The organism is Pseudomonas sp. URMO17WK12:I11 (genome assembly GCF_007677725.1).
In the GTDB taxonomy this organism is placed as follows: Bacteria; Pseudomonadota; Gammaproteobacteria; order Pseudomonadales; family Pseudomonadaceae; genus Aquipseudomonas.
In genome coordinates this window covers 474107-500296 of sequence record NZ_VEDF01000004.1, presented here as the reverse complement: position 1 = coordinate 500296, position 26190 = coordinate 474107, and the positions used below count along the sequence as shown (strand labels likewise).

Here is a 26190-nt window from a genome sequence, read left to right as displayed (position 1 = left end):
CACGATCGGTAGGCAGCGTCTTTACAAAGGGCGGTGTTGGGGCAGCGTGAATTAGCGCCGATAACAAAACACCCCGCATGTGCGGGGTGTTTTCTATCCAGCGTCGTTAGCCTAGCAGCGCCAGCCCGGCGTGCTGCACCAGGTCCAGCAGCGGCTGCGGATACACGCCCAGTACGAATGCGAGCAGGGCAATGGCCAGCAGCATCACACCACCGGTACGTTGCTCCCACTTCAGCGGAGCATCGTGGCGGCGCAGGTTTGGCTCGACCAGGTACAGCGTGACCATGACCCGCAGGTAGTAGTAAACGCCGATGGCGCTACCGATCACCAGGGCACCAACCAGCCACCACAGCTGCGATTCGACACCGGTGGCGATGATGTAGAATTTGCCGATGAAGCCTGCGGTGAGCGGGATACCGGCCAGCGACAGCATCATCACGGTCAGCACGGCAGTCAGGTACGGACGGCGCCAGAACAGTCCGCGGTACTCGTACAGTGCGTCAGCATCACGGCCGCCGTAAGGCGAAGACATCAGGGTGATGACGCCGAATGCGCCGAGGCTGGTGATCACGTAGGTAACCAGGTACACGCCCATGGCTTCCAGGGCCAGGCCCTTACTCGCCACCAGCGCGATCAGCAGGTAGCCGAAGTGGGCGATCGACGAGTAACCGAGCAGGCGCTTGAGGTTGCTCTGGGTCAGCGCCAGCAGGTTACCGACCAGGATCGATGCCACGGCGATCACTGCCAGCACGGTGCTCAGCACGCCGCTGCTGGCAGCAGGGGAGAGCATGAACAGACGCACCACAACGGCGAACACCGCCACCTTGCTGGCGGTGGCCAGGAAAGCGGCCACCGGCGCCGGGGCGCCTTCGTACACGTCCGGGGTCCACAGGTGGAACGGCACCAGCGACAGTTTGAACGCCAGGCCGACCAGCATCATGCCCAGGCCCAGCTGCGCCAGCAGGCTTGGCATGCTGGTCGCGGCCAAGACTTTGCCCAGCTGGTCGAAGGTCAGGCTACCGGCGTCGGCGTACAACAGCGCCATGCCGAACAGCAAGAATGCCGAGCCTGCGGCCGACAGCACCATGTACTTGATGCCGGCCTCCAACGAACGCTTATTGAAGAAGGCATAGGCGACCAGCCCATAGACCGGCACCGACAGCAGCTCAAGGCCAATGAACAAGCCGGCCAGGTGGTTGGCGCTGACCAGCACCAGTCCGCCCAGGGCAGACATCAGCAGCAGCAGGTAGAGCTCTTCACGGTTGCCTGGGAAGCCTTTGGAACCTTCGCCCAGGTAAGCATGGGCCAAGGTGACGCAGGCCAGGGTGGCTACCAGCATGATCGCCATGTACAAGCAGGCGAACTTGTCGATGGTGACCAGCGAGGTAACCGCCAGCGGTGCGACTTTCAGGGCCGGCAGAATCGACAGCAGGGCCAGGTTCAGGCCCACGGTGGATAACAGGAAGGTCTGCGAGTGGTTGCGCTTCCAGGCGATCGCCAGCATCACCACCACCGTGGTGATGGTGGTGATCAGCATCGGCGCCAATGCGATGAAGTGTTGAGTGGTGAATTCCATAGCGCTCTTACCGGGCCGAAGCGAGTTGAGTGAAAGCGGAACCGAGCCACTGCTGCACGCCACTCATGGTGGCGGCAGAGGTATCGAGGAACGGCTGTGGGTACACGCCCAGCAGAATCAGCAGCACTGCCAGGCCCAGGACCATGATCAGCTCGCGGCTGTCCATGCCGGCCAGTACGGTGTCGGCCTTGGCAGGGCCGAAGTAGGCGCGGTGGATCATGATCAGCGAATACACCGAGCCGAATACCAACCCCGTGGTGGCGATCACGGTGATCCACGGCACGTGCACGAAGCTGCCGAGCAAAATCAGGAACTCACCAACGAAGTTGCCGGTACCCGGCAAGCCCAGCGACGCTGCGGCAAAGAACAGGCTGATGGCCGGCAGGTAGGCGATGCGGTGCCACAGCCCGCCCATCTGGCGCATGTCGCGGGTGTGCAGGCGCTCGTACAGCTGGCCGGACAGGATGAACAGCGCGGCCGCCGACAGACCGTGAGCCAGCATCTGGATCACCGCCCCTTGCAGGGCCTGCTGGCTGCCGGAGTAGATGCCGATCAGCACGAAGCCCATGTGCGAGACGCTGGAGAACGCGATCAGGCGCTTGATGTCGGTCTGCGCGAAGGCCAGGAAAGCGCCGTAGAAGATGCCGATCAGGCCCAGGGTCATGGCGATCGGCGCAAACTCGGCCGAGGCGTTCGGGAACAGCGGCAGGGCGAAACGCAGCAGACCATAGGCCGCCGTCTTCAGCAGGATACCGGCGAGGTCCACCGAACCTGCGGTCGGCGCCTGGGCGTGGGCATCCGGCAGCCAGGAGTGGAACGGTACTACCGGCAGCTTGACCGCGAAGGCGATGAAGAAGCCGAGCATCAACAGGTACTCGGTGCCAGCTGGCAGTTCGGCCTTGAGCAGGTCGCTGTAGTTGAAGGTGATCACCCCGGTGTTGGTGTAGTTGACCAGCACCAGGCCCAGGATCGCCACCAACATGATCAGGCCGCTGGCCTGGGTGAAGATGAAGAACTTGGTCGCAGCGTAGATCCGGGTCTTCTTGCCGTCTGCCGAGCTGTGACCCCAGAGCGCGATGAGGAAGTACATCGGCACCAGCATCATTTCCCAGAAGAAGAAGAACAGGAACAGGTCCAGCGCCAGGAACACCCCGACCACGCCGCCGAGGATCCACATCAGGTTGAGGTGGAAGAAACCGACGTGGCGCTGGATTTCCTTCCACGAGCACAGCACCGACAGCACACCGAGCAGGCCGGTGAGCAGGATCATCAGCAGCGACAGGCCGTCCAGGGCCAGGTGGATGCTGATACCGAAGCGCTGGATCCACTGGACTTTGTATTCCAGTGCCCAGGCAGGCTCGGCACCCGGTGCCGGGGCCAGGGTGTAGTCACCGGTGCCCCACAGCCAGAGGCCGATACCGAGCAGCAGAGACATGGTCAGCAGCGCAATCCAGCGCGGCAAGGTGGCGCCGAAGCGTTCACCCAGCCAGCACAGGAAGCCGCCGATGAAGGGGATCAGGATCAGCCAAGGCAAAATCATGACGGGTTCGTTTCCTTTCGCAGAGTCGCAAGGTTCGCAAGGTTCATGGTCATACCGCAGCCACTACCACAGCGCCGAGTACCAGCACTGCGCCAACGGCGATCGAAGCGGTGTACCAGCGCAGCTGCCCGGTCTCGGTCTTGCTCATGGCGAGGTGGCCGCCGCGAGCCATGCGAGGAATCAGGCCGATGCCGCGATCGACCGGATCCTTGCGCAGGAGGTGGCTGATCAGCAGGTAAGGTTTGACGAACAGCTTGTCGTAGATCCAGTCGAAGCCCCAGGCGGCGAACCACCAGGCCGACAGCACCCGACCAATACCGCTGTTGGCGATGGCGCTGACCAGGCGACGCTTGCCCAGGAACAGCATCGCCGCCAGCAGGATGCCGGCGATGGCGATGGCACCGGAGGTGATCTCCAGCGCGTGCTTGGCCTCGCCACCGGCGTGGCCGGCGCTCTCTGGCAGCACGCCTGCAAGAGGTGGAGTGATCCAGGCACCGACAAAGGTCGACAACACGATCAGCACGCCCAACGGCAGCCAGTGACTGATGCCATGACCGGCATGGGCTTCGGTCTTCGCTTCGCCATGGAAAGCGATGAAGATCAGGCGGAAGGTGTACAGCGAGGTCATGAAGGCGCCGACCAGGCCCGCATACAGCAAGCCGCTGTTGCCGCTGGCGAAGGCTTCCCAGAGGATCTCGTCCTTGGAGTAGAAACCCACGGTCACGATTGGCAGGGCCGCCAGGGCAGCGCCACCGACCACGAAGCTGGCGTAGGCCAGCGGCAGCTTCTTCCACAGCCCGCCCATCTTGAAGATGTTCTGCTCGTGGTGGCAGGCGACGATCACCGCCCCGGAAGCGAGGAACAGCAGGGCTTTGAAGAAGGCGTGGGTCATCAGGTGGAAGATCGCCGCGTCCCAGGCGCCGACGCCCAGGGCCAGGAACATGTAGCCGATCTGGCTCATGGTCGAGTAGGCGAGAATACGCTTGATGTCGGTCTGCACCAGCGCGGCGAAGCCAGCCAGCACCAGCGTGACACCACCCACCACACCGACCAGGTGCAGAATGTCCGGCGCCAGCAGGAACAGCCCGTTGGTGCGCGCGATCAGGTACACACCCGCGGTCACCATGGTAGCGGCGTGGATCAGGGCCGAAACCGGGGTCGGACCTGCCATCGCGTCGGCCAGCCAAGTCTGCAACGGCAGCTGGGCCGACTTACCGACCGCACCACCGAGCAGCATCAGTGTTGCCAGGACCATCCAGGTGTCACCGGCCTGGAATTTCTGCGGTGCCAGCACCAGCAGCTCCTGCACGTTCAGCGTGCCGAGCTGGGCGAACAGGATGAACAGGCCGATGGCCATGAACACGTCGCCGATGCGGGTGACGATGAACGCCTTGAGTGCGGCGTTACCGTTGTTGCGGTTGCTGTAGTAGAAACCGATCAACAGGTACGAGCACAGGCCAACCCCTTCCCAGCCGAAGTAGATGAACAGCAGGTTATCGCCCAGGATCAGGAACAGCATGCTGGCGATGAACAGGTTGGTGTACGAGAAGAAGCGCGAGTAGCCGGCTTCGCCACGCATGTACCAGGAGGCGAACAGGTGGATCAGGAAGCCCACCCCGGTGACCACGCCGAGCATGGTTACCGACAAGCCGTCCAGGTACAGGGTGAAGTTCGGCGCAAAGCCGTCCACCGACATCCACTGCCACAGCAACTGGCTGTAAGCCCCGCCTTCAGGCGGCGCGACGTTGAACTGCCAGATGACGTAGGCGGCGGTGGCCGCCGACAGGCCGACCGAGCCGACGCCGATCAGCGCGGACAGGTTCTCCGAGAACCGCCCGCGGGAGAACGACAGCAGCAGGAAGCCGATCAGGGGGAAGACGAAAGTCAGGAAGAGTAGGTTCATCCGCGCATCTCACTGGCAGCATCGATGTCGAGAGTGTGGAAGCGGCGATACAGCTGCAGCAGGATCGCCAGGCCAATACTGGCTTCGGCGGCTGCGAGGCTAATCACCAGAATGAACATCACCTGGCCGTCGGGCTGGACCCAACGGGCACCGGCGACGATGAACGCCAGGGCAGCGGCGTTCATCATGACTTCCAGGCTCATGAGCACGAAAAGGATGTTGCGGCGGACCATCAGGCCAACCAGACCTAAGCAGAACAGGACGCCGGCGACGGCCAGCCCATGTTCGAGAGGGATAGCACCCATGATTTACTCCTTCGCCTCGTTGCGGCCCAGGTGGAAGGCAGTGACGGCCGCGGCCAGCAGCAGCATCGACGCCAGTTCGACCACCAGCAGGTAGGGGCCGAACAGGCTGATACCCACTTCCTTGGGGGTGACAGTAGTACCGCTGATGGCGGCACCGCTGGGGCTGACGAACAGCACGTACAGCAGCTCCAGCAACAGCAGGGCGGCGAGCACGACCGGCCCGGCCCAGATCCCCGGCTTGAGCCAGCCGCGTTCCTGGGCCACCGAGGCCGGCCCCAGGTTGAGCATCATCACCACGAACACGAACAGCACCATGATGGCGCCGGCGTAGGCGATCACTTCCAGGGCGCCGGCGAACGGCGCTCCCAGGGCGAAGAAGATCATCGCGACCGAAATCAGCGAGATGATCAAGTACAGCAAGGCGTGCACGGGGTTGGTGCCGGTTACCACCCGCAGGGTGGAGACCACGGCGATCCCGGATGCGAAGTAGAAAGCGAATTCCATCTTTCTGTCCTTATGGGAGCAAGCTCTTCACGTTGATCGGCTCGGCCTCGTTCTGCGCAGCGCCCTTGGGCTTGCCAGCGATCGCCATACCCGCAACACGGTAGAAGTTGTAGTCAGGGTTCTTGCCGGGGCCGGAGATCAGCAGATCTTCCTTCTCGTACACCAGGTCCTGACGCTTGAACTCGGCCATTTCGAAATCCGGAGTCAGCTGGATCGCGGTGGTCGGGCACGCTTCTTCACACAGGCCGCAGAAGATGCAGCGCGAGAAGTTGATGCGGAAGAACTCCGGGTACCAGCGGCCGTCGTCGGTTTCCGCCTTTTGCAGGGAAATGCAACCGACCGGGCAGGCCACTGCACAGAGGTTGCACGCCACGCAGCGCTCTTCGCCATCGGGGTCGCGGGTGAGGACGATGCGCCCGCGATACCGCGGTGGCAGGTACACGGGTTCTTCAGGGTATTGCAGGGTGTCGCGCTTGCGGAACCCGTGGGAGAACACCATCGCCAGGCTGCGCAGCTGGGTGCCGGTGCCCTTAACGATGTCGCCGATATACTTGAACATGGGTCAAATCCTCACTGGGCCGCGACGGCTGGCGTGTTGTAAAGCACGATCGCAGCGGTCACCAGCAAATTGATCAGGGTCAGCGGCAGGCAGAACTTCCAGCTGAAGTCCATCACCTGGTCATAGCGCGGGCGCGGAATCGAGGCACGCAGCAGGATGAACAGCATGATGAAGAACGCGGTCTTCAAAGCGAACCACAGGAACGACAGTTGCGGCAGAATGCCGAACGGTCCGTGCCAGCCGCCGAAGAACAGGGTCACCAGCAGCGCCGAGATGAGGATGATGCCGATGTACTCACCGACGAAGAACATGCCCCATTTCATGCCGGCATACTCGATGTGGTAACCGTCGGCCAGTTCCTGCTCCGCTTCCGGTTGGTCGAAAGGGTGACGGTGAGTCACGGCCACGCCGGCGATGAAGAAGGTGCAGAAGCCGAAGAACTGCGGAATGATGAACCACAGGTTCTGCGCCTGGTATTCAACGATGTCGCGCATGTTGAACGAACCGACCTGCACCACCACGCCCATCAGCGCCAAGCCCAGGAACACTTCGTACGACACGGTCTGGGCCGAGGCACGCAAGCTGCCCAGCAAGGCGTACTTGTTGTTCGACGACCAGCCGGCGAACAGCACGGCATACACCGACAGCCCCGCCATGGCGAAGAAGAACAGCAGGCCGATGTTGAGGTCTGCCACACCCCAGAGCGGGGTGATCGGAATGACGCAGAACGCGATCAGCAGAGCACTCATGGCCACGACCGGCGCCAGGGTGAAGATCATGCGATCGACGAAAGGCGGGTTCCAGTCTTCCTTGAAGAACATCTTCAGCATGTCGGCGGCGATCTGGAACATGCCGAATGGGCCCACGCGGTTCGGACCATAACGGTCCTGCCACCAGCCCAGCAGGCGCCGCTCGACGAAGCTGAGCAGCGCGCCGCAGACCACTACCGCGAGCAGGACCACGATGGCCCGGACCACGGTGAGGATCACATCGATCACTTCGGGGGTGAACCAGCTCATTGTGCTGCCTCCTGCAGACCTTCGACGGATGCTCCGAAGATGGCCGGTGGGATGCCGGCCAGGCCTTTGGGCAGGGCAACCAGGCCCGCGCCCAGTTCTTCATTGATGCGCAGCGGCAAGCGCAAGGCCACGCCGCCTACGTTCAGGCTCAACAGGGCACCCTCGTTGACCCCCAGACGGTCGGCTTCGGACTTGGCCAGGGCTACGTAGGCAGCCGGGATACGCTCTTGCACCGGCGCTGCGCGCGAGGAGCTTTCCTCGCTGCCGAACAGGTGGAAGAACGGCACGGCGGTCCAGGTGCCTCGCGCCGGGTTGAAGGCACCCGGAATGGCGGTGAACCAGTTCAGGCGGTCGCCTTGCGATTCGATCAGGCGTACACCTGGATCGCCGGCACGCAGATGGCCACCGACCTCATCCTGAAACTTGTTCCAGGCTTGTGGCGAGTTCCAGCCGGGCGACCAGGCGAACGGCACCTGTTGGCGCGGTTCGGCCGACCCTGAATAACCTTCCATGGAGAAGGCGAAGGCGGTGTCCTTGTCCTGCGGCGTGCGCGGTTCGTGCACGCTGATGTTGGCGCGCATGGCCGTGCGCCCGGAGTAGCGCAGCGGCTCGCGGGCAAGCTTCAGGCCCTTGATGCGGAAGGCAGCGCTCGGTGCGGCATTGACGATGCCGGACAATTGCTCGGCCACCTGGGCGCAGGCGCTGGTGACGTGGTCCAGCTGGGTCCAGTCGACCGGCTTGTTGAGCAGGGTGGCACGCACCGCGTGCATCCAGCGCCAGCCTTCGTGGACCAGGATGCTGCTGTCCAGGTACTGCGGGTCGAACACCTGGAAGAAGCGCTGGGCACGGCCTTCCTGGCTGACCAAAGTACCGTCGCCCTCGGCGAACGAAGCCGCTGGCAGCACCAGATGGGCGCGCTCGACGGTAGCAGTGCGCGAGTGATCGGCGACGATCACCACCTTGGCCGCGGCCAGTGCTGCGTCGACCTTGGCAGCCGGGACGCGGGCATACAAGTCGTTTTCCAGCACGACGATGGCGTCGGCCTTGCCGCTGATCACCGCGTCCAGCGCAGCATCGACCGAATCGCCACCGAACATGGCCATGCCCAGGCTGTTGGCCTCGGGCACCACCAGGCTCAGCGAGCCGTCCTTGGCGCGCAGTTTCAGCGCCTTGGCGATGTTGGCGGCCGCCTCGATCAGGGCCGGGTCGGCCAGCGAGGTGCCGGCGATGATCAGCGGGCGCTTGGCCGCGACCAAGGCATCGGCGATGCGCTGGGCCAGGGCCTGGGCCTCGGCGTCCAGGCCCTCGACCGCTGGGGCGCTCGGGTCGATTGCGTTGGCGACGGCGAAGCCGATGCGGGCCAGGTCAGCAGGCGCTGCATGCACGCATTCTTCAGCCACGTCGTCGAGCTTGGTTTCAGCCAGCGAGGCGATGAACAGCGGGTACAGCGCGTGCTGGCCGATGTTCTTGACCGCGGCGTCGAGCCATGGCTGTACCTTCATGGCCTCGGCCATGGCCTCGGCCTTGCCCTTGGTCGCCTGGCGCACGGCCAGGGCGACGCGGGCCGCGGTCTGGGTCAGGTCTTCACCGAGCACGAACACCGCGTCATGATCTTCGATGTCGCGCAGGGTCGGCACTGGCAGCGGGCTGTTGTTCAGCACGTCCAGGGCCAGGCGCACGCGGGCCAGTTCTCCGGCTTCCATACCGCTGTAGAAATAGTCGGCGCCGACCAGTTCACGCAGGCCGTAGTTGCTTTCGAGGCTGGCGCGCGGCGAGCCGATACCGACGATGGTACGGCCGCGCAACAGATCGGCAGCTTTGTCCAGGGCAGCATCGACGCTCAGTTTGCTGCCATCGAGTTGCGGCTGACGTGGGCGGTCGCTGCGGTTGACATAGCCATAGCCGAAGCGGCCGCGGTCGCACAGGAAATACTGGTTGACCGAGCCGTTGAAGCGGTTCTCGATGCGGCGCAGTTCGCCGTAGCGCTCACCGGGGCTGATGTTGCAGCCGCTGGAGCAGCCATGGCAGATGCTTGGCGCGAACTGCATGTCCCACTTGCGGTTGTAGCGCTCGGAGTGAGTCTTGTCGGTGAACACGCCAGTCGGGCAGACCTCGGTCAGGTTGCCGGAAAATTCGCTTTCCAGCACGCCGTCTTCGACGCGACCGAAGTACACGTTGTCATGGGCGCCATACACGCCCAGGTCGGTACCACCGGCATAGTCCTTGTAGTACCGCACGCAGCGGTAACAGGCGATGCAACGGTTCATCTCGTGCGCGATGAAGGGGCCGAGGTCCTGGTTCTGGTGGGTACGCTTGGTGAAACGGTAGCGGCGCTCGTTGTGGCCGGTCATTACCGTCATGTCCTGCAGGTGGCAGTGACCGCCTTCTTCGCACACTGGGCAATCGTGCGGGTGGTTGGTCATCAGCCACTCGACGACACTGGCGCGAAACGCCTTGGACTCATCGTCGTCGATGGAGATCCAGGTGCCGTCGGAGGCAGGGGTCATGCAGGACATGACGATACGACCGCGGGTGTCGTTCTCGTCGGTGTACTGCTTGACCGCACACTGCCGGCAGGCGCCGACGCTACCGAGCGCCGGGTGCCAGCAGAAATAGGGGATGTCGAGGCCGAGCGACAGACAGGCCTGTAACAGGTTGTCTGCACCGTTGACTTCGAGCGCTTTGCCGTCTACGTGGATAGTGGCCATTGTTCAAAGTTCTTCGTTGGCCCGCGTGAGCGGGCGTGGCTAATGGAAATCGGTACACCTGCGGCACGCCGCGCATCATGCGGGCCGGCCGGCAGGCTGGCGGGTGGCACGGACCACCCGCGGTCAATCTTGTTATGCGCCTACCACAATCGGGTTCGCCAGGTTCGGGCGCAGGGTGTCAGCGCCAGCGGGTGCGACACCGGCCTCGAATTCGGCGCGGAAGTACTTGATGGCACTGCCCAGTGGCTCGACGGCACCGGGGGCGTGCGCGCAGAACGTGCGGCCCGGGCCGAGGAAGTTGACCAGGCCCAGCAGCGTCTCGATGTCTTCGGCGCGGCCCTGGCGGTTTTCCAGCGCGCGCAGCATCTTCACGCTCCATGGCAGGCCGTCACGGCAAGGCGTACACCAGCCGCACGACTCGCGGGCGAAGAACTCCTCCATGTTGCGCAGCAGCGAAACCATGCTGACGCTGTCGTCCACGGCCATGGCCAGGCCCGTACCCATGCGCGTGCCGACCTTGGCGATGCCACCGGCGTACATCTGCGCGTCGAGGTGCTCGGGCAGCAGGAAACCGGTACCGGCACCGCCTGGTTGCCAGCACTTGAGCTTGAAGCCGTCGCGCATGCCACCGGCGTAGTCTTCGAACAGCTCGCGGGCGGTGACGCCGAACGGCAGTTCCCACAAGCCCGGGTTCTTCACCTTGCCGGAGAAGCCCATCAACTTGGTGCCGTGGTCTTCGCTGCCTTCGCGGGCCAGCGACTTGTACCAGTCGTTGCCATTGGCGACGATGGCCGGCACGTTGCACAGGGTCTCGACGTTGTTCACGCAGGTCGGCTTGCCCCACACGCCCACGGCGGCCGGGAAGGGCGGCTTGGAGCGCGGGTTGGCTCGGCGGCCTTCGAGCGAGTTGATCAGTGCGGTTTCTTCACCGCAGATGTAGCGCCCGGCACCAGTGTGCACGAACAGTTCGAAATCGAAACCGCTGCCCAGGATGTTCTTGCCCAGCAGGCCGGCAGCCTTGGCTTCGTCGATGGCACGGTTGAGGTTCTTCGCCGCCGTGGTGTACTCGCCACGCAGGAAGATGTAGCCACGATAGGCCTTCAGCGCGCGGGCGCTGATCAGCATGCCTTCGATCAGCAGATGGGGCTGTTGCTCCATCAGCATGCGGTCCTTCCAGGTGTTGGGCTCCATTTCATCCGCGTTGCACAGCAGGTAGCGGATGTTCATGGATTCATCTTTGGGCATCAGGCCCCACTTCACGCCCGTGGGGAAGCCGGCACCGCCGCGGCCCTTGAGGCCGGAATCCTTGACGCTTTGCACGATGTCGTCGCTCGACATCTCGGCCAGGGCCTTGCGAGCGGCGACATAGCCGTTCTTGGACTGGTACTCGGCCAGCCAGACCGGCTCGCCATCATCGCGCAGGCGCCAGGTCAGCGGGTGGGTTTCGGCCGTGCGCGCAATGCGGTTGGCCGGGCCGAAGGAAGTCATGGTCATACGTAACCCTCCAGCAGTTTGGACACACCGGCCGGCTGCACATCACCGAAGGTATCGTCGTCGATCATCAGCGCCGGCGCCTTGTCGCAGTTGCCCAGGCAGCACACCGGCAGCAGGGTGAAGCGGCCGTCGGCCGTCGTCTGGCCCAGGCCGATGCCCAGCTCGTGCTGAATCTGGCTGACCACCGATTCGTGGCCGCCGATGTAGCAGACCATGCTGTCGCACACACGGATGATGTGGCGGCCGACCGGCTGACGGAAGATCTGGCTGTAGAAGGTGGCGACACCCTCGACGTCGCTGGCGGGAATGCCCAGCACTTCGCCGATGGCGTGGATGGCGCCATCTGGCACCCAGCCGCGCTCCTTCTGGACGATCTTCAAGGCTTCGATGGACGCCGCGCGCGGGTCTTCGTAGTGGTGCATTTCGTGCTCGATGGCCGAGCGCTCGGTTTCGCTCAAGGCGAAACGGTCTGTCTGGATAAGCGTGCTGTTCATGCTTAGCGGTCCACGTCAGCCATAACGAAGTCGATACTGCCCAGGTACGCAATGAGGTCGGCGACCATGCTGCCTTTGATCACCGAAGGGATCTGCTGCAGGTGCGGGTAGCTCGGGGTACGGATCCGGGTGCGGTAGCTCATGGTGCCGCCATCGCTCGTCAGGTAGTAACTGTTGATGCCCTTGGTCGCCTCGATCATCTGGAACGATTCGTTGGCCGGCATGACCGGGCCCCACGAAACCTGCAGGAAGTGCGTGATCAAGGTTTCGATGTGCTGCAGGGTGCGCTCTTTCGGCGGCGGCGTGGTCAGCGGGTGATCCGCCTTGTACGGGCCTTCCGGCATGTTGCGCAGGCACTGATCGATGATGCGGATGCTCTGACGCATTTCCTCGACACGGACCATGCAGCGATCGTAGGCATCACCGTTGTGGGCCAGCGGTACTTCGAACTCGAAGTTCTCGTAACCGGAGTAGGGGCGCGCTTTGCGCAGGTCGAAATCGCAACCGGTGGCGCGCAGGCCGGCACCGGTGGTACCCCACTCCAGCGCTTCCTTGGTGTTGTACGCAGCGACGCCGATGGTACGCCCCTTGAGGATGCTGTTCTGCAGTGCGGCCTTGGTGTACTCGTCCAGGCGCTTGGGCAGCCATTCGACGAAATCCTTGACCAGCTTGTCCCAGCCGCGTGGCAGGTCGTGGGCCACGCCGCCGATGCGGTACCACGCCGGGTGCAGGCGGAAACCGGTGATCGCTTCGATCACCGTGTAGGCGCGCTGGCGGTCGGTGAAGGTGAAGAACACCGGCGTCATGGCGCCGACGTCCTGGATGTAGGTACCCAGGAACAGCAGGTGGCTGGTGATGCGGAAGAACTCGGCCAGCATGATGCGAATCACGTCGACTTTCTGCGGCACCTGGATGCCGGCCAGCTTCTCGACCGCGAGCACGTACGGCAGGTTGTTCATTACCCCGCCGAGGTAGTCGATGCGGTCGGTGTAGGGAATGAAGCTGTGCCAGGATTGCCGCTCGGCCATCTTCTCGGCACCACGGTGGTGGTAGCCGATGTCCGGAACGCAATCGACGATCTCTTCACCGTCGAGCTGCAGCACGATGCGGAAGGCACCGTGGGCCGAAGGGTGGTTGGGGCCAAGGTTGAGGAACATGTAGTCCTCGTTGGCGCCCTGGCGCTTCATCCCCCAGGCTTCCGGATTGAAGCGTGCCGATTCTTCTTCGAGCTGCTGCTTGGCCAGGGTCAGGGTGAACGGGTCGAACTCGGTGGCGCGCGCCGGATAGTCCTTGCGCAGCGGGTGGCCTTCCCAGGTGGGCGGCATCATGATGCGGCTCAGGTGCGGGTGGCCGGCGAAGTCGATGCCGAACATGTCCCAGACTTCGCGCTCGTACCAGTTGGCATTCGGCCAGATACCGGTCACAGAAGGCAGGTTGAGGTCGCCCTCGCTGAGCGACACCTTGATCATCACGTCGCTGTTACGTTCGATCGACAACAGGTGGTAGAACACACTGAAATCGGCAGCGGGCAAGCCGCGACGCTGGGTGCGCAGACGCTCGTCGACGCCGTGCAGGTCGTACAGCATGCTGTACGGTTTGGCGACACCGCGCAGGAAGCTGAGCACTTCCTTGAGCTGGGCGCGCTTGACCCACAACACCGGCATGCCGGTACGGGTTTCCTGGGCGACGAATGCATCGGCGCCAAAACGGTTGTGCAGTTCGACGACCACATCCTGGTCGTCAGCCTTGTAGGGCGGAATGAAAATAGCGTTGTCCGCTGTCATGGTCTCGGTCGCTTCGGGTCAGCGTTAAGAATGAAGCCAGGCCGCCGGCTCACGGGAGCGGGCGGCAGGTCGCTGGATCAGACTTCGTCGGGGCTGCGCAGGTTGGTTACCGCAATGCGCTGTTCACGACGCAGGTCTTTCTGAGCAGGCATCTCGGCACGGTAGATGCCTTGATCGCCAACAACCCAGGAAAGCGGGCGTCGTTCTTGGCCGATCGATTCCTGCAGCAGCATCAAGCCTTGCAGGAACGCTTCGGGGCGCGGTGGGCAGCCAGGCACGTAGACGTCCACGGGGAGGAACTTGTCGACCCCCTGAACGACCGAGTAGATGTCGTACATGCCACCGGAGTTGGCGCACGAACCCATGGAGATGACCCACTTGGGTTCGAGCATCTGCTCGTAGAGGCGCTGAATGATCGGCGCCATCTTGATGAAGCAGGTACCGGCGATGACCATGAAGTCCGCCTGGCGCGGCGAGGCCCGGATGACTTCGGCGCCGAAGCGGGCGATGTCGTGGGGCGCCGTGAAGGCGGTGGTCATTTCCACGTAGCAGCAGGACAGGCCGAAGTTGTACGGCCAGAGGGAGTTCTTGCGACCCCAGTTGACCGCGCCACTGAGGACATCTTCGAGCTTGCCCATGAAGATGTTCTTGTGGACCTGGTCCTCCAGCAATTGGTCGGTGACGGTTTCCCGATCACCTACCGGGTATTGCTCGTTGGGCGCATCCGGGTCGATTCTGGTGAGATTGTATTGCATTGCCAAAGCCTCATTGTTTCAGCTTCGCTTGCCGCTTGCGGCGCCCTTCGGGAGCCCAGTCAAGGGCCCCGACACGCCATAGGTAGACAAGACCTGCCAACAGAATTGCTATGAAAACGAGTGCTTCGACGAATCCGGTCCAGCCGCTCTCGCGGACGGACACAGACCATGCATACAGGAAGAGGGCTTCGATATCGAAGATCACGAAGAGCATCGCGACCAGATAGAATTTGGCGGACAGGCGCAGGCGCGCGCTGCCGGTAGGCAGCATGCCGGATTCGAAGGGTTCGTTCTTGGCGCGGCCCCAAGCCTTGCTACCGAGCAGGCTGGACAGACCGAGCATGAAGGCACACAGGCCGACGACACCCAGGAGGAAGATGGCAAAGCCCCAGTTGTGGGCGATGAGTCCTGCCGAATCGGACATGCTTGAAATCCTTATACAGAGACCCAGCTCTGCAGTCTGAAATAAGTAGAGCGGCGACGCGGTGTCGCAGGTGCAGTGACCAAATGTCGCAGCTGAATCAATCGCGCTGATTTTATGGGTAAACCGGTAGCAAGTAAAATTTCCGCTGCAAATTTATTCGTAGGATTTAGTACATGACCTGCGGCTAACTGGCTGAAAGCCTTGAGATTCGGGCATTGCGTGCGCTTTTGTTAATTATGTTTCTTGCGAGTGGTAATGAATTACAAACTTCGTAATGATAATTAATATCATTTGAAGGCGTGCTGATTAGTTTGGCTGTTTTGCGGGTTGTAAAGTTCATTAGCGATTCGCCCCCACTTGCAAATGCCAAAAACGCCTTTTTTAGCAGGTCTGACGGCGGCTGGTACCGCTCTGGATCAATACTTCGCTGGCTCGAGCAATGCCCCGGTGCTTAGAGCATAGACCGGTTTCACAGGACAGGGGCGCTGCTGGGCCGTTGGCGTCCTTGCATCCAGCGCAGCGACCCACGAAAAAAGGCCCGACGCTCTCGCAAGCGCCGGGCCTCTGGTCATCGACCTGCCAAGGTCAGTGGAACTGCTCTTCCTCGGTCGAGCCGGTCAGGGCCGTCACCGACGAGGCGCCACCCTGGATCACCGTGGTCATGTCATCGAAGTAGCCGGTACCGACTTCCTGCTGGTGGGCAACGAAGGTGTAGCCTTTGCTGGCGTCGGCGAACTCCTGTTCCTGCAGCTTGACGTACGCTGTCATGTCGTTGCGTGCGTAGTCGTGTGCCAGGTTGAACATGCCATGCCACATGTTGTGGATGCCGGCCAGGGTGATGAACTGGTGCTTGTAGCCCATGGCCGACAGCTCGCGCTGGAACTTGGCGATGGTCGCGTCGTCGAGGTTTTTCTTCCAGTTGAAGGACGGCGAGCAGTTGTAGGACAGCAGCTGGTCCGGGTATTCCTTCTTGATTGCCTCGGCGAAGCGGCGTGCTTCGTCCAGATCGGGCTTGGCCGTTTCGCACCAGATCAGATCGGCGTACGGGGCATAGGCCAGGCCGCGGGCGATCGCCTGGTCGAGACCGGCACGTACCTTGTAGAAACCTTCACGGGTCCGCTCACCGATCACGAACGGCTGATCGTACGGGTCGCAGTCGCTGGTCAGCAGGTCAGCGGCGTTGGCGTCGGTACGGGCCAGGATGATCGTCGGCACGCCGGACACGTCTGCGGCCAGACGCGCCGCTACCAATTTCTGTACGGCTTCCTGCGTGGGCACCAAGACCTTGCCACCCATGTGTCCGCATTTCTTGACCGATGCCAGTTGGTCTTCGAAGTGCACGCCGGCAGCGCCCGCTTCGATCATGTTCTTCATCAGCTCGTAGGCGTTGAGCACGCCACCGAAGCCTGCCTCGGCGTCGGCGACGATCGGTGCGAAGTAATCGATGTAGCCTTCATCCCCGGGGTTCTTGCCCGCTTTCCACTGGATCTGGTCGGCACGGCGGAAGGAATTGTTGATGCGCTTGACCACGGTCGGAACCGAGTCGACCGGGTACAACGACTGGTCAGGGTACATCGACTCGGCCGAGTTGTTGTCGGCGGCGACTTGCCAGCCGGACAGGTAGATAGCCTGGATGCCGGCCTTGACCTGTTGCACGGCCTGGCCACCGGTCAGGGCGCCCATGCAGTTGACGAAGTCTTTTTCCGGGCGGAAGGACGGGTGCGCCCCTTCGGTGACCAGCTTCCACAGTTTTTCTGCACCCAGGCGCGCCAGGGTGTGCTCAGGTTGCAGCGAGCCACGCAGGCGAACGACATCGGCGGCGGTATAGGTACGGGTCACGCCTTTCCAGCGCGGGTTCTCGGCCCAGTCTTTCTCGAGGGCTGCAATTTGCTGTTCGCGTGTCAGTGCCATGGAAATAAACCTCGTCGCATCGATCTTGGGTTAATTGTGCTGATGCTCGGGACGGCTCAGGGGCGAGGCGGCTGTCCAGCGGCGAGACGGCGACGGCGAACGTGAAGGCGGGAGGGGTAGAAGGTGCAGAGCAGGCGCGGGAGCGCTTCCGACAGCTCGGCTCGTGGATGCCTTGCTGCGGTGCGACGCGATTGCCAGAACTGCGGTACTGCGCTTCCGTCCCTCGGGACAACTTCTTCGTTGCAGTCGCAATCCCGTCGAACCGCCTTGTGGGCCGTATGGACACGAGGCGCCTCCAGGGTAGGAGGAGAGCGCCTCGAAGGCCCTTGCCAGGGCCCCTGATTAGCGGGAGCGAGGCCATCATGCCCCTGGCAAAAACCACCTGTCAAATGTTTTGTAGTGGATTTTTTTGTCTACTACATCTTTGGTCTAATGCGACTCGTCGGTCAGTTTCGAGGCCATTGGTCGAAGCCTTGAGCTGACTGGGCTTACTCCAAAACGTCGACTTTTACTCGCAAGGTCATATTTTTCCCCCGCTGGGTGCTGTAGGTACGGCTGGAAGGGTCGCGCTCAGCTTGGCTCTGCTGATTGGAAGCGGCTAGATTCACCCACTCGCCAAGCGGGGCGGTGATGGTTGTGTCGGTACTTTGAACATCCACTACATCAGCGCGTTCGCTGCTCGTTCGATCGTTATTGCTGCTGATTTGCAAGCGCACGCGCTCACCGCTGAGGTACGGCGTGACGTAAAAACCCTGGGTTACATTGCGATACTGGGTATCCGTATGCAGGCGTCCGTAGCCATCTGTGCTGGCGCTGGTAATCGGAATGCTCTGGCCAACCTGGATCAGCGCGGGTTGGCCCTCACTGGCCTGTATCTGCTGCAGCCCGCCGTTGCGGTTGCTGGTGCCATAGCGAATGACCCGACCATCACCCCGCGTGTCCTGGTCGTTGCTGTCGGTGTTATCAACGCTGATCAGCAAGCGCCTGGGGACGGTATCGAGTTGTTGCAGCAGTGCGCGCAGGTCGTCGATGCGCTCGGCGTCGGCATTCACGACGAGCTTGTCCTCGAAAGCGCTGACAGTGCCGTCACGACCGAGGAACGACTGGGCTGCAGGCAACAGTTCCGCGCTGCTGCGATGCTGCAGTGCAATCACTTCGGTTGCGGCCTGGGTAACCGCGCTGGTGGCCAGCAGCAGGGAGAAGAGAAGGGGGCGTAGCGGCATGTCTGGAATCTCCGCAGGTAGAGTCAGCATGATGGCAAATTTGCCGACACTTTGTCGGGCCGGAATCTGCGCCGTGTCATGCTATTGGCAAGAAAGCGGAAGTTATTGCCGATTATCAGCGAGGCCTTGGCGCAATGGCTGGCACGCGATAGCGCGGCGCCCAAACGTCGATGAACCTTTGCGCGGCAAGGTCTGTCGCACTCACAAGGTGTGAGGGCCGATGCCATGAAGCGTGTTCTGGTTGGATTATTGTGGCTGTGCGGCAGCGGCGTACAGGCGTCGGCTGAACCACTGCGCATCAACGCTTTGCAACGCTGTGGCGAGCTGCTGGCTGTCGACACGGCGCAGTGGTGCCTGCGCAGTCAAGGGCTCGGTGCACAGACCCCGACCGTCTGGCTCGGGACAACCCGCTTGAGCCGTGACCAGGTGCAACGCGACGGTGATCGCGTGACCGTGAAGCTTGGCGACATGCAGCGACCCAGCGCGCCGCTCTGGTTGGAGGAGGGCGGCCGCACCAGCAACTCCGTATGGCTGACGCGTGGACGCAGCCATGTGATAGCCGCGCAGCCCCATGAAGTGGCCAAGAACATGGACGGTCTGACCACCTACGTCGATCTGGTCAGTCTGTTGATCGAGGAAAAGCACGACGGTTTGAGCGAAGCGCGGCGCATTGCCGAAAGATATGGCGCGCGTGTGGTGGGGGCCATCGCGCCGCTCAATGTCTACCAGCTGCGCTTGCCGGTGCGCGACTTGGTGCAGCGTGACGCGATGATCTTGCGCATGGGCAGCGAGCTCAGCGTGGACGCCGTGGTCATCGAGGAGTCTGCGCCGGAGCCGGGCGAGGAGGGCGCTGGGCGCAGCTCCGCCGCGATCAGCCAGGCTGACGAATGGGCGGCCAACCGTTTCCTGGATGCCCTGTATTTCTACCAGCGGCGCATCCCGGCAGCGCGTCTGCCGGTGCAACCGGTGCGCATCGGCGTGATAGAGCGGGACGTGGATTTCGATGCGCCTGCGTTCACCGCCTACCGCGGCCGGTGCGCTGCGCGCCACGTGTGTGTGTATGGCCGTGACGGCCAGCAAGCCGATGCCCACGGCAGCTTGGTCACCGGCATCCTGGCCGGCGAACAGGAAGGTTTCCTGGCGGGCTTGGGCGAGCACAGCCCAGGCTTCGAGGTGATCGTCGAGCGCAACTCCGATGCCGGCATCACCGCTAACATCGCCGCATCGGTCAACCTGGTCGAGGACGGTGCTCGCGTGCTGAATTGGAGTTGGGGGCTGCACCGGGTCGGTGCCCGCAACGTCAAAGGCGATGAGGTCGATTCCCTGGTCCGTTCAGGGCTAGCCATGAGTGGCTACGAGGAATTGCTCGAAGAGTTCTTCCTCTGGCTGCGCGCCAAGCATCCTGACGTCGTGGTGGTGAATTCGGCCGGGAACGGCGCATCCTGGTCCGGCACCGACGAATACCGCTTGCCATCATCGTTCGTCACCGAGCAGTTGCTGGTAGTGGGCGGTCATCAGCGCAGCGAGCAGGCGGTTGCGGTGGACGACCCGCGCCATGTGCGCAAGCGCCACAGCTCTAACATCGACATGCGCGTGGATGTCAGCGCGGCCGCTTGCATTCGCCCTGCTGGCGCGGCCGATCAGCACTGCGGCACCTCCTATGCCACGCCGCTGGTCACCGCGACCGTGGCGACCATGCTGGCCATCAACCCGGCGTTGACTCCCGAGCAGGTGCGCACATTGCTGCGCCGCAGTGCCCTGACCCTGGGCAAGGAACAGGATTTCGAAGCCATGGACGCCGAGGACCTGACGGCCCCGATCCTGCCGTCCGAGCGCGGTGGCCAACTGCATCACCCCGACCTTGGCCGCTCGGCACGGCTGGATATGCAGCGCGCGCTGGATCTGGCGGTGCAAAGCCGCGACCGGGTGCGCTGAGCGGTGGCCGCTGTCAGATAAATTCCGTAACATCGCGCCCCTTGATTTCACCCGTCCATTCGGACTGCACCCCAGGATGCCCATGAAGCCCGCCCGACTACGTGCCGACCTGCTCGCCGGCCTGACCACCTCTTTCGCCTTGGTGCCCGAGTGCATCGCCTTCGCCCTGGTGGCCCACCTCAACCCGCTGATGGGCTTGTATGGCGCCTTCATCATCTGCACCCTCACGGCCCTGTTCGGCGGGCGCCCCGGGATGATCTCCGGGGCCGCCGGCTCGATGGCGGTGGTCATCGTGGCGCTGGTAGTGCAGCACGGCGTGCAATATCTGCTGGCCACGGTGCTGCTGGGCGGTGTGGCGATGATCCTGTTCGGTCTGCTGCGCCTGGGCAAGCTGGTGCGCCTGGTGCCGTACCCGGTGATGCTCGGCTTCGTCAACGGCCTGGCGATCGTCATCGCCATGGCTCAGCTCGAACATTTCAAGGACGGCGAGCATTGGCTCAGTGGCGCGCCGCTGTACCTGATGATTGGCTTGGTAGCGCTGACCATGCTGGTGGTCTATGTCCTGCCCAAGCTCACTCGCGCGGTACCGCCAGCGCTGGTGGCGATCCTCGGGGTGGGCCTGCTGGTGTACCTGCTCGACCTGCCGACGCGCACGCTCGGCGACATGGCGCACATCGCGGGTGGCCTGCCGCAGCTGGCGCTGCCCGGTGTAGCGTGGAACCTCGAAACGCTAACGATCATTGCGCCGTACGCCGTGTTGATGGCCATGGTCGGTTTGCTGGAAACCCTGCTGACGCTCAATCTCACTGATGAAATCACCGAAAGCCGCGGTTTTCCCGATCGTGAGTGCGTGGCCCTGGGTGCAGCCAACATGGTTTCGGGCTTGTGCGGTGGCATGGGCGGCTGTGCGATGATCGGCCAGACCGTGATCAACCTCAGCTCCAACGGCCGCGGACGCCTCTCGGGCGTGGCTGCGGGGGTGATGATCTTGCTGTTCGTGCTGTTCCTGTCGCCGTTGATCGAGCGCATTCCCCTGGCAGCGTTGGTCGGGGTGATGTTCGTGGTGGCGCAGCAGACCTTCGCCTGGGCCTCGCTGCGGGTGCTGCACAAAGTGCCGCTGAGCGACGTGCTGGCGATCATTGCAGTGACCATCGTCACGGTGCTGACGGACCTGGCCATGGCCGTGCTGTTCGGCATCATCATCGCGGCAGTGAACTTCGCCTGGCAGCACGCACGGGAGCTGTACGCCGACAGCCATGAAGACGGCGAGGGCGGCAAGTTGTATCAGGTGCACGGCACGTTGTTCTTCGCCTCTACCGCGCCGTTTCTGAACCAGTTCGACCCCGCCAACGATCCAGCCAACGTGACCTTGGACTGCAAGCACCTGAGTTTTGTCGACTACTCGGCCATCGCAGCCCTGCAGACCCTGCGCGAGCGCTATGCCAAGGCCGGTAAGCACCTGCGGGTGGTGCACCTGTCGCAGCGGTGCAGGAAGCTACTGCGCCGTGCGGGGGAACAACACTGAGTGATCGCGCTCAGACCCCAACTCAGTCCCCGCGGTTTTTCTTGACGATGGTGTCGGCAATGCTCGCCGGTGCCTCGGCATAGCGGGTGAACTCCATCGAGAAGCTGGCCCGACCCTGGGTCATCGAACGCATCGAAGTGGCGTAGCCGAACATCTCGCCCAGCGGCACCTCGGCGCGGATCACCTTGCCGGCCGGGGTCTCGTCGCCATCCTGGATCATGCCGCGGCGCCGGCTCAGGTCGCCAAGAATGTCGCCTTGATATTCTTCAGGGGTGACCACCTCGACTTTCATCACCGGCTCGAGCAACACGGCACCGCCTTTCTGTGAGAGTTGCTTGGTAGCCATCGATGCCGCGATCTTGTAGGCCATTTCGTTGGAGTCGACGTCGTGGTATGAGCCGTCGAACACTGCGGCCTTGAGGCTGATCAGCGGGTAACCGGCCAGAACACCGTTCTTCATCTGCTCCTCGATGCCCTTTTGAATCGCCGGAATGTATTCGCGCGGTATCACGCCGCCGACGATCTCATTGCTGAAGGCGAGCCCTTCCTGACCCTCATCGCCTGGCGCGAAGCGGATCCAGCAGTGGCCATACTGGCCGCGTCCGCCGGACTGGCGCACGAAGCGCCCTTCGATCTCGCAGGTATTGCGGATCTTCTCGCGGTAGGCCACTTGCGGCTTGCCGATGTTGGCCTCGACATTGAATTCGCGGCGCATGCGGTCGACGATGATGTCCAGGTGCAGCTCACCCATGCCGGAGATGATCGTCTGCCCGGTTTCCTCATCGGTGCGCACCCGGAACGAGGGGTCTTCCTGGGCCAGCTTGCTCAGGGCAATACCCATCTTTTCCTGATCGGCTTTAGTCCGCGGTTCCACCGCCACGGAGATCACCGGATCGGGAAAGTCCATGCGCTCAAGGATGATCGGAGCGTTCAGGTCGCACAGCGTATCGCCGGTGGTGACGTCCTTCATGCCGATCAGGGCGGCGATGTCGCCGGCACACACGTCCTTGATCTCGGCGCGTTGGTTGGCATGCATCTGCACCATGCGGCCGATGCGCTCTTTTTTGCCTTTGACGGAGTTCAGCACGGCATTGCCAGAGCTGAGCACGCCTGAGTAGACCCTGGCGAAAGTCAGGGTGCCGACGAAGGGATCGGTGGCGATCTTGAAGGCCAGCGCCGAGAATGGCTCGCTGTCATCGGCGTGGCGCTCGAGCAGGTGCGCTTCGTCGTCCGGGTCGGTGCCTTTGATCGCCGGGATTTCCGAGGGTGCCGGCAGGTAATCGATCACCGCATCGAGCATCAGTGGCACGCCCTTGTTCTTGAATGACGAGCCCAGGATGGTCGGCACGATTTCATTGGCAAGGGTGCGTTGGCGCAGCGCCGCCTTGATTTCAGCCACGCTCAGTTCTTCGCCTTCGAGGAACTTGGTGGTCAGCGCGTCATTGGCTTCGGCGGCAGCCTCGACCATGTGCGCCCGCCATTCTTCGGCCAACGCCTGTAGATCTTGCGGAATGGGCTCTTCTCGGTAGCTGGTGCCGTGGTCGTCCTCGTTCCAATAGATCGCCTTCATCTTGACCAGGTCGATTTGCCCGATGAAGTTCTCTTCGCTGCCGATGGCCAACTGGATCGGTACCGGATGATGGCCTAGGCGCTGGTCGATCTGTTTCACCACGCGCAGAAAATCGGCGCCCTGGCGGTCCATCTTGTTGATGTAGGCCAGACGCGGCACATGGTACTTGTTGGCCTGGCGCCACACCGTCTCGGACTGCGGTTCGACCCCATCGGCGCCGCTGAACACCACCACCGCGCCATCGAGCACACGCAACGAACGCTCGACCTCGATGGTGAAATCGACGTGGCCGGGCGTATCGATGATGTTGAAACGGTACTTGTGCTCGAACTGCTTGGTCGAGCCCTGCCAGAAGGCGGTGGTCGCCGCTGAGGTGATGGTGATGCCGCGCTCCTGCTCCTGGGCCATCCAGTCCATGGTCGCAGCGCCATCGTGCACCTCGCCCATCTTGTGGTTGACCCCGGTGTAGAACAGGATCCGCTCGGTGGTCGTGGTCTTGCCAGCGTCCACGTGGGCGACGATGCCGATGTTGCGGTACAGCTCGATGGGGGTGGTACGGGCCATGGCGGAGCACCTGCGCGATACGGATTCTCCCACGTTAGCAGAGCGCGAGAATACTGCCCGACCGCCCGGCAGTCAGTCGGCCGGGGCGTGCAACATCCACTGACCGTCGATCAGGCTGGCCAGGCCACTGGCTGGCAGCAGCGCCAGCAACCGCTCATGCAGGGCGAGCTCGGTAAAGGTCTTGACGGTGGTCATGTCGAGCACGCCGGCCAGGGCCAGATCGGCCTTGGTGTACGACAGCCAGGCCTTTTTCAGGGCCTGGGCCACGTCGCTGCCAGCGGTGCTGGCAAAGCGTCGGTGCCACTCACGGCCATCGAAGGTGAAGCTGTGCGCATGGCTGTAGCTGCTCGGGTCGGCGCCTTCGACGCAGCGATGGCAGCGGCATGGGCCGTCGCCGAAGGCGTTGCGCAGGTAAACGTTGAAGTCCACGACGGGCTTGAGGGTCAGGCGTTTGTCGACCTCGAACAGGTCGGCGATCAGGGGTTGTTCGGCGCTCACTCAGGTGTCCTCGTGTGGTGTGGCGTGCATCGGCCGGCACCCTAACAGATCGGGGCCGGTTTTGCAGGCCTGGCCTGCCGCTTGGCGCACGAGGTGCTGATGAGCCCAGTAGAGACAACAGCGGTGACCTGCCGTACTCTACGCGCCTTCACGCCCAACTCATCCCTTTGAGGTAACCCCGCTTGAGCACCCAGTACCCTTACACCGCCACCGTGACCATCAGCGCCGAGGACCGTGGCGGCGATACTGAAGCCTCGGAGAACGCCGGCATGCGCGTCGGTCTGGAGGCGGTCACCGAAACCCTGAAGAAGGTGCATTTCGTCGGTACGCTCGCGGCCCCCGAAAAATCCGCCACGCACATCTGCGTGACCCTGGAGAACGGCCTGACCTACTACGGTCCGATCGTCAATGGCCATGCCGAACTCGAAGGCGGCTGGATCGCCTTCGAATCCGACATGCTCACCCCTGAAGAGCTGGGCTTGTAAGCCTCACTCCAGTTCAGCCAGGCACTGCTCGAGGATATCCAGTCCCTGCTCGAGCACCTCGGCCTCGATGGTCAGCGGCGCCAGCAGGCGGATGATGTGCCGGGCCTTGCCGCTGGGCATCAGCAGCAAGCCACGGGCCCTTGCCGCATCCAGTACCTTGGTCAGCTGCAGCGGCGCCGGGTTGCCATCGCTGTCGATCAATTCGATGCCGCGCATCGCGCCGCTGCCGGTCAGGCGGCCGAGGAAGGGGCTAAGCCCCTCAGCCTTCCATCGTGCATGCCGGCCCACGATGCTCTGCTCCTGACGCTCACCCCAGGTGGCAAGGTTTTCATCGCTCATCTGCGCAAGGCTCGCCAATGCCGCGGCGCAGGCGATGGGGTTGCCAGAGTAGGTTCCGCCCAATCCTCCCTTGGGCAATGCGCCCAGCAACGCCTGCCGCCCGAGCAACGCACCCAGCGGCATACCGCCAGCGATGCTTTTGGCCAGCAGCAGCAGATCCGGTTCGATGCCCAGGCGCGAGAAGCCGAAGCGTTGCCCGGTACGGCCGAAGCCAGACTGGATCTCATCGATGATGATCAAGATGCCGTGCTGGTCGCAGAATGCCCGCAGGGCCTGGGCAAAGCCCGGGTCCATGGCTAGGAAGCCGCCTTCGCCCTGCACCGGCTCGAAGATGAATGCGGCGACATCCTCCACTGCCAACTCGACGCTGAACAGGCGCTCCATCGCCGCGAACGCTTGCTCGCTGGTGATGCCGCTGTCGGCACTGGGGTAGGGCAGATGGTACACCGGGCCTGGCAGCTCCCCGACTCGTTGCTTGTACGGCGCCACTTTGCCATTGAGGCTGAGGGTAGCCAGGGTGCGGCCATGAAAACCGCCATCGAAGGCGATGATGGCGCGCTTGCCGGTGGCGCCACGGGCCACTTTCAGTGCGTTCTCCGCCGCTTCCGCACCGCTGTTGGTGAGCATGCCGGCCAGCGGGTAACTGACCGGCACGAACCGGCACAAACGCTCCATCAGTTGCAAGTACGGCTCATGTGCAGCTGCGTTGAAGGCGTAGTGGGTCAGGCGACCGGCCTGGGCTTGGATGGCCTCGACTACGGCGCGGTTGCAATGACCCAGGTTGAGCACGCCGATGCCGCCGACAAAGTCGATGTAGTGCTTGCCTTCGGTATCCCATACCTCGGCGTTGCGGCCATGGGAGAGGGTGATCGGGTGCACGATGGCGAGCGATTGGCTGATGCTTGGCGGATGCATGGGCGGTAGACCTTGTTCGGCTTTGTCACTATCCAAACCTGCCGCCAGGGCGCACGGCAAACGAATTATTCGATTGCGATCATTCCCTGCAGTCATGAACCTTCGCTTCGCGGGCCAGGGCGCGATGCAGGAAGCCGGCCTCGGAACGATGAACTTGCGC

Annotated in this window: 21 protein-coding genes; 3 read left to right on the top strand and 18 right to left on the bottom strand. The window is 62.9% G+C overall.

The window, feature by feature from the left end; all coding sequences use genetic code 11:
* Positions 1 to 106: 106 nt before the first annotated feature.
* The 15 genes from nuoN to FS665_RS10945 all read right to left on the bottom strand — a co-directional run bounded on the left by nuoN (position 107) and on the right by FS665_RS10945 (position 18229).
* Positions 107 to 1576: an NADH-quinone oxidoreductase subunit NuoN gene (gene nuoN / locus FS665_RS11015; protein ID WP_145187576.1), complete on the bottom strand. Its 1470-nt coding sequence runs from the start codon at positions 1574 to 1576 to the stop codon at positions 107 to 109.
* A 7-nt stretch (positions 1577 to 1583) separates the two neighbouring features.
* Complete coding sequence (gene nuoM, locus FS665_RS11010) at positions 1584 to 3116, bottom strand: NADH-quinone oxidoreductase subunit M (RefSeq protein WP_145187573.1); 1533 nt, start codon at positions 3114 to 3116, stop codon at positions 1584 to 1586.
* Positions 3117 to 3165: 49 nt separating this feature from the next.
* Positions 3166 to 5019, bottom strand: coding sequence for an NADH-quinone oxidoreductase subunit L (gene nuoL / locus FS665_RS11005; protein WP_145187570.1), 1854 nt, complete (start codon positions 5017 to 5019; stop codon positions 3166 to 3168).
* Positions 5016 to 5324 (bottom strand): NADH-quinone oxidoreductase subunit NuoK, encoded by a 309-nt coding sequence (nuoK, locus tag FS665_RS11000; protein ID WP_145187567.1) that lies wholly within the window; start codon positions 5322 to 5324, stop codon positions 5016 to 5018. The genes nuoL and nuoK overlap by 4 nt, the downstream gene beginning before the upstream one ends.
* Before the next feature lie 3 nt (positions 5325 to 5327).
* A complete protein-coding gene (gene nuoJ / locus FS665_RS10995; protein ID WP_145187564.1) occupies positions 5328 to 5828 on the bottom strand; it encodes an NADH-quinone oxidoreductase subunit J in 501 nt (166 codons plus the stop codon).
* Between the two features lie 10 nt (positions 5829 to 5838).
* Positions 5839 to 6387 (bottom strand): NADH-quinone oxidoreductase subunit NuoI, encoded by a 549-nt coding sequence (gene nuoI / locus FS665_RS10990; protein ID WP_023534793.1) that lies wholly within the window; start codon positions 6385 to 6387, stop codon positions 5839 to 5841.
* 11 nt (positions 6388 to 6398) lie between these two features.
* The gene (gene nuoH / locus FS665_RS10985) at positions 6399 to 7406 is read right to left on the bottom strand and encodes an NADH-quinone oxidoreductase subunit NuoH (protein ID WP_054884882.1); all 1008 of its coding nucleotides are present in this window, start codon (positions 7404 to 7406) and stop codon (positions 6399 to 6401) included.
* Complete coding sequence (nuoG, locus tag FS665_RS10980; RefSeq protein WP_145187561.1) at positions 7403 to 10114, bottom strand: NADH-quinone oxidoreductase subunit NuoG; 2712 nt, start codon at positions 10112 to 10114, stop codon at positions 7403 to 7405. The genes nuoH and nuoG overlap by 4 nt, the downstream gene beginning before the upstream one ends.
* A gap of 132 nt (positions 10115 to 10246) precedes the next feature.
* Positions 10247 to 11608: an NADH-quinone oxidoreductase subunit NuoF gene (gene nuoF / locus FS665_RS10975; RefSeq protein ID WP_145187559.1), complete on the bottom strand. Its 1362-nt coding sequence runs from the start codon at positions 11606 to 11608 to the stop codon at positions 10247 to 10249.
* On the bottom strand, positions 11605 to 12102 hold the full coding sequence (gene nuoE, locus FS665_RS10970) for an NADH-quinone oxidoreductase subunit NuoE (RefSeq protein WP_145187556.1): 498 nt from the start codon (positions 12100 to 12102) through the stop codon (positions 11605 to 11607). The genes nuoF and nuoE overlap by 4 nt, the downstream gene beginning before the upstream one ends.
* A gap of 2 nt (positions 12103 to 12104) precedes the next feature.
* Positions 12105 to 13886 (bottom strand): NADH-quinone oxidoreductase subunit C/D, encoded by a 1782-nt coding sequence (gene nuoC, locus FS665_RS10965; RefSeq protein ID WP_145187553.1) that lies wholly within the window; start codon positions 13884 to 13886, stop codon positions 12105 to 12107.
* A gap of 77 nt (positions 13887 to 13963) precedes the next feature.
* Positions 13964 to 14641: an NADH-quinone oxidoreductase subunit B family protein gene (locus FS665_RS10960; protein ID WP_145187550.1), complete on the bottom strand. Its 678-nt coding sequence runs from the start codon at positions 14639 to 14641 to the stop codon at positions 13964 to 13966.
* A gap of 10 nt (positions 14642 to 14651) precedes the next feature.
* The gene (locus FS665_RS10955) at positions 14652 to 15065 is read right to left on the bottom strand and encodes an NADH-quinone oxidoreductase subunit A (RefSeq protein WP_145187547.1); all 414 of its coding nucleotides are present in this window, start codon (positions 15063 to 15065) and stop codon (positions 14652 to 14654) included.
* A gap of 585 nt (positions 15066 to 15650) precedes the next feature.
* Positions 15651 to 16976, bottom strand: coding sequence for an isocitrate lyase (gene aceA, locus FS665_RS10950; protein WP_012315229.1), 1326 nt, complete (start codon positions 16974 to 16976; stop codon positions 15651 to 15653).
* Between the two features lie 488 nt (positions 16977 to 17464).
* Positions 17465 to 18229, bottom strand: a complete 765-nt coding sequence (locus FS665_RS10945; protein ID WP_256675084.1) for a secretin N-terminal domain-containing protein — start codon at positions 18227 to 18229, stop codon at positions 17465 to 17467.
* Positions 18230 to 18424: 195 nt separating this feature from the next.
* Between FS665_RS10945 and FS665_RS10940 the strand changes: the two genes are divergently transcribed.
* Both FS665_RS10940 and FS665_RS10935 read left to right on the top strand, forming a co-directional pair.
* On the top strand, positions 18425 to 20134 hold the full coding sequence (locus FS665_RS10940; protein WP_145187544.1) for a S8/S53 family peptidase: 1710 nt from the start codon (positions 18425 to 18427) through the stop codon (positions 20132 to 20134).
* A gap of 82 nt (positions 20135 to 20216) precedes the next feature.
* The gene (locus FS665_RS10935) at positions 20217 to 21659 is read left to right on the top strand and encodes a SulP family inorganic anion transporter (protein ID WP_145187541.1); all 1443 of its coding nucleotides are present in this window, start codon (positions 20217 to 20219) and stop codon (positions 21657 to 21659) included.
* Between the two features lie 22 nt (positions 21660 to 21681).
* On the opposite strand, the gene fusA is transcribed toward FS665_RS10935, so the two are convergent.
* Complete coding sequence (fusA, locus tag FS665_RS10930) at positions 21682 to 23793, bottom strand: elongation factor G (RefSeq protein WP_145187538.1); 2112 nt, start codon at positions 23791 to 23793, stop codon at positions 21682 to 21684.
* A 72-nt stretch (positions 23794 to 23865) separates the two neighbouring features.
* Positions 23866 to 24291, bottom strand: coding sequence for a hypothetical protein (locus FS665_RS10925; RefSeq protein ID WP_145187535.1), 426 nt, complete (start codon positions 24289 to 24291; stop codon positions 23866 to 23868).
* Between the two features lie 182 nt (positions 24292 to 24473).
* Between FS665_RS10925 and FS665_RS10920 the strand changes: the two genes are divergently transcribed.
* Entirely contained in the window at positions 24474 to 24776 is a 303-nt protein-coding gene (locus tag FS665_RS10920; RefSeq protein WP_145187532.1) for a hypothetical protein, read from the top strand.
* A gap of 3 nt (positions 24777 to 24779) precedes the next feature.
* On the opposite strand, the gene FS665_RS10915 is transcribed toward FS665_RS10920, so the two are convergent.
* Entirely contained in the window at positions 24780 to 26030 is a 1251-nt protein-coding gene (locus tag FS665_RS10915) for an aspartate aminotransferase family protein (protein ID WP_145187529.1), read from the bottom strand.
* Positions 26031 to 26190: the final 160 nt, after the last annotated feature.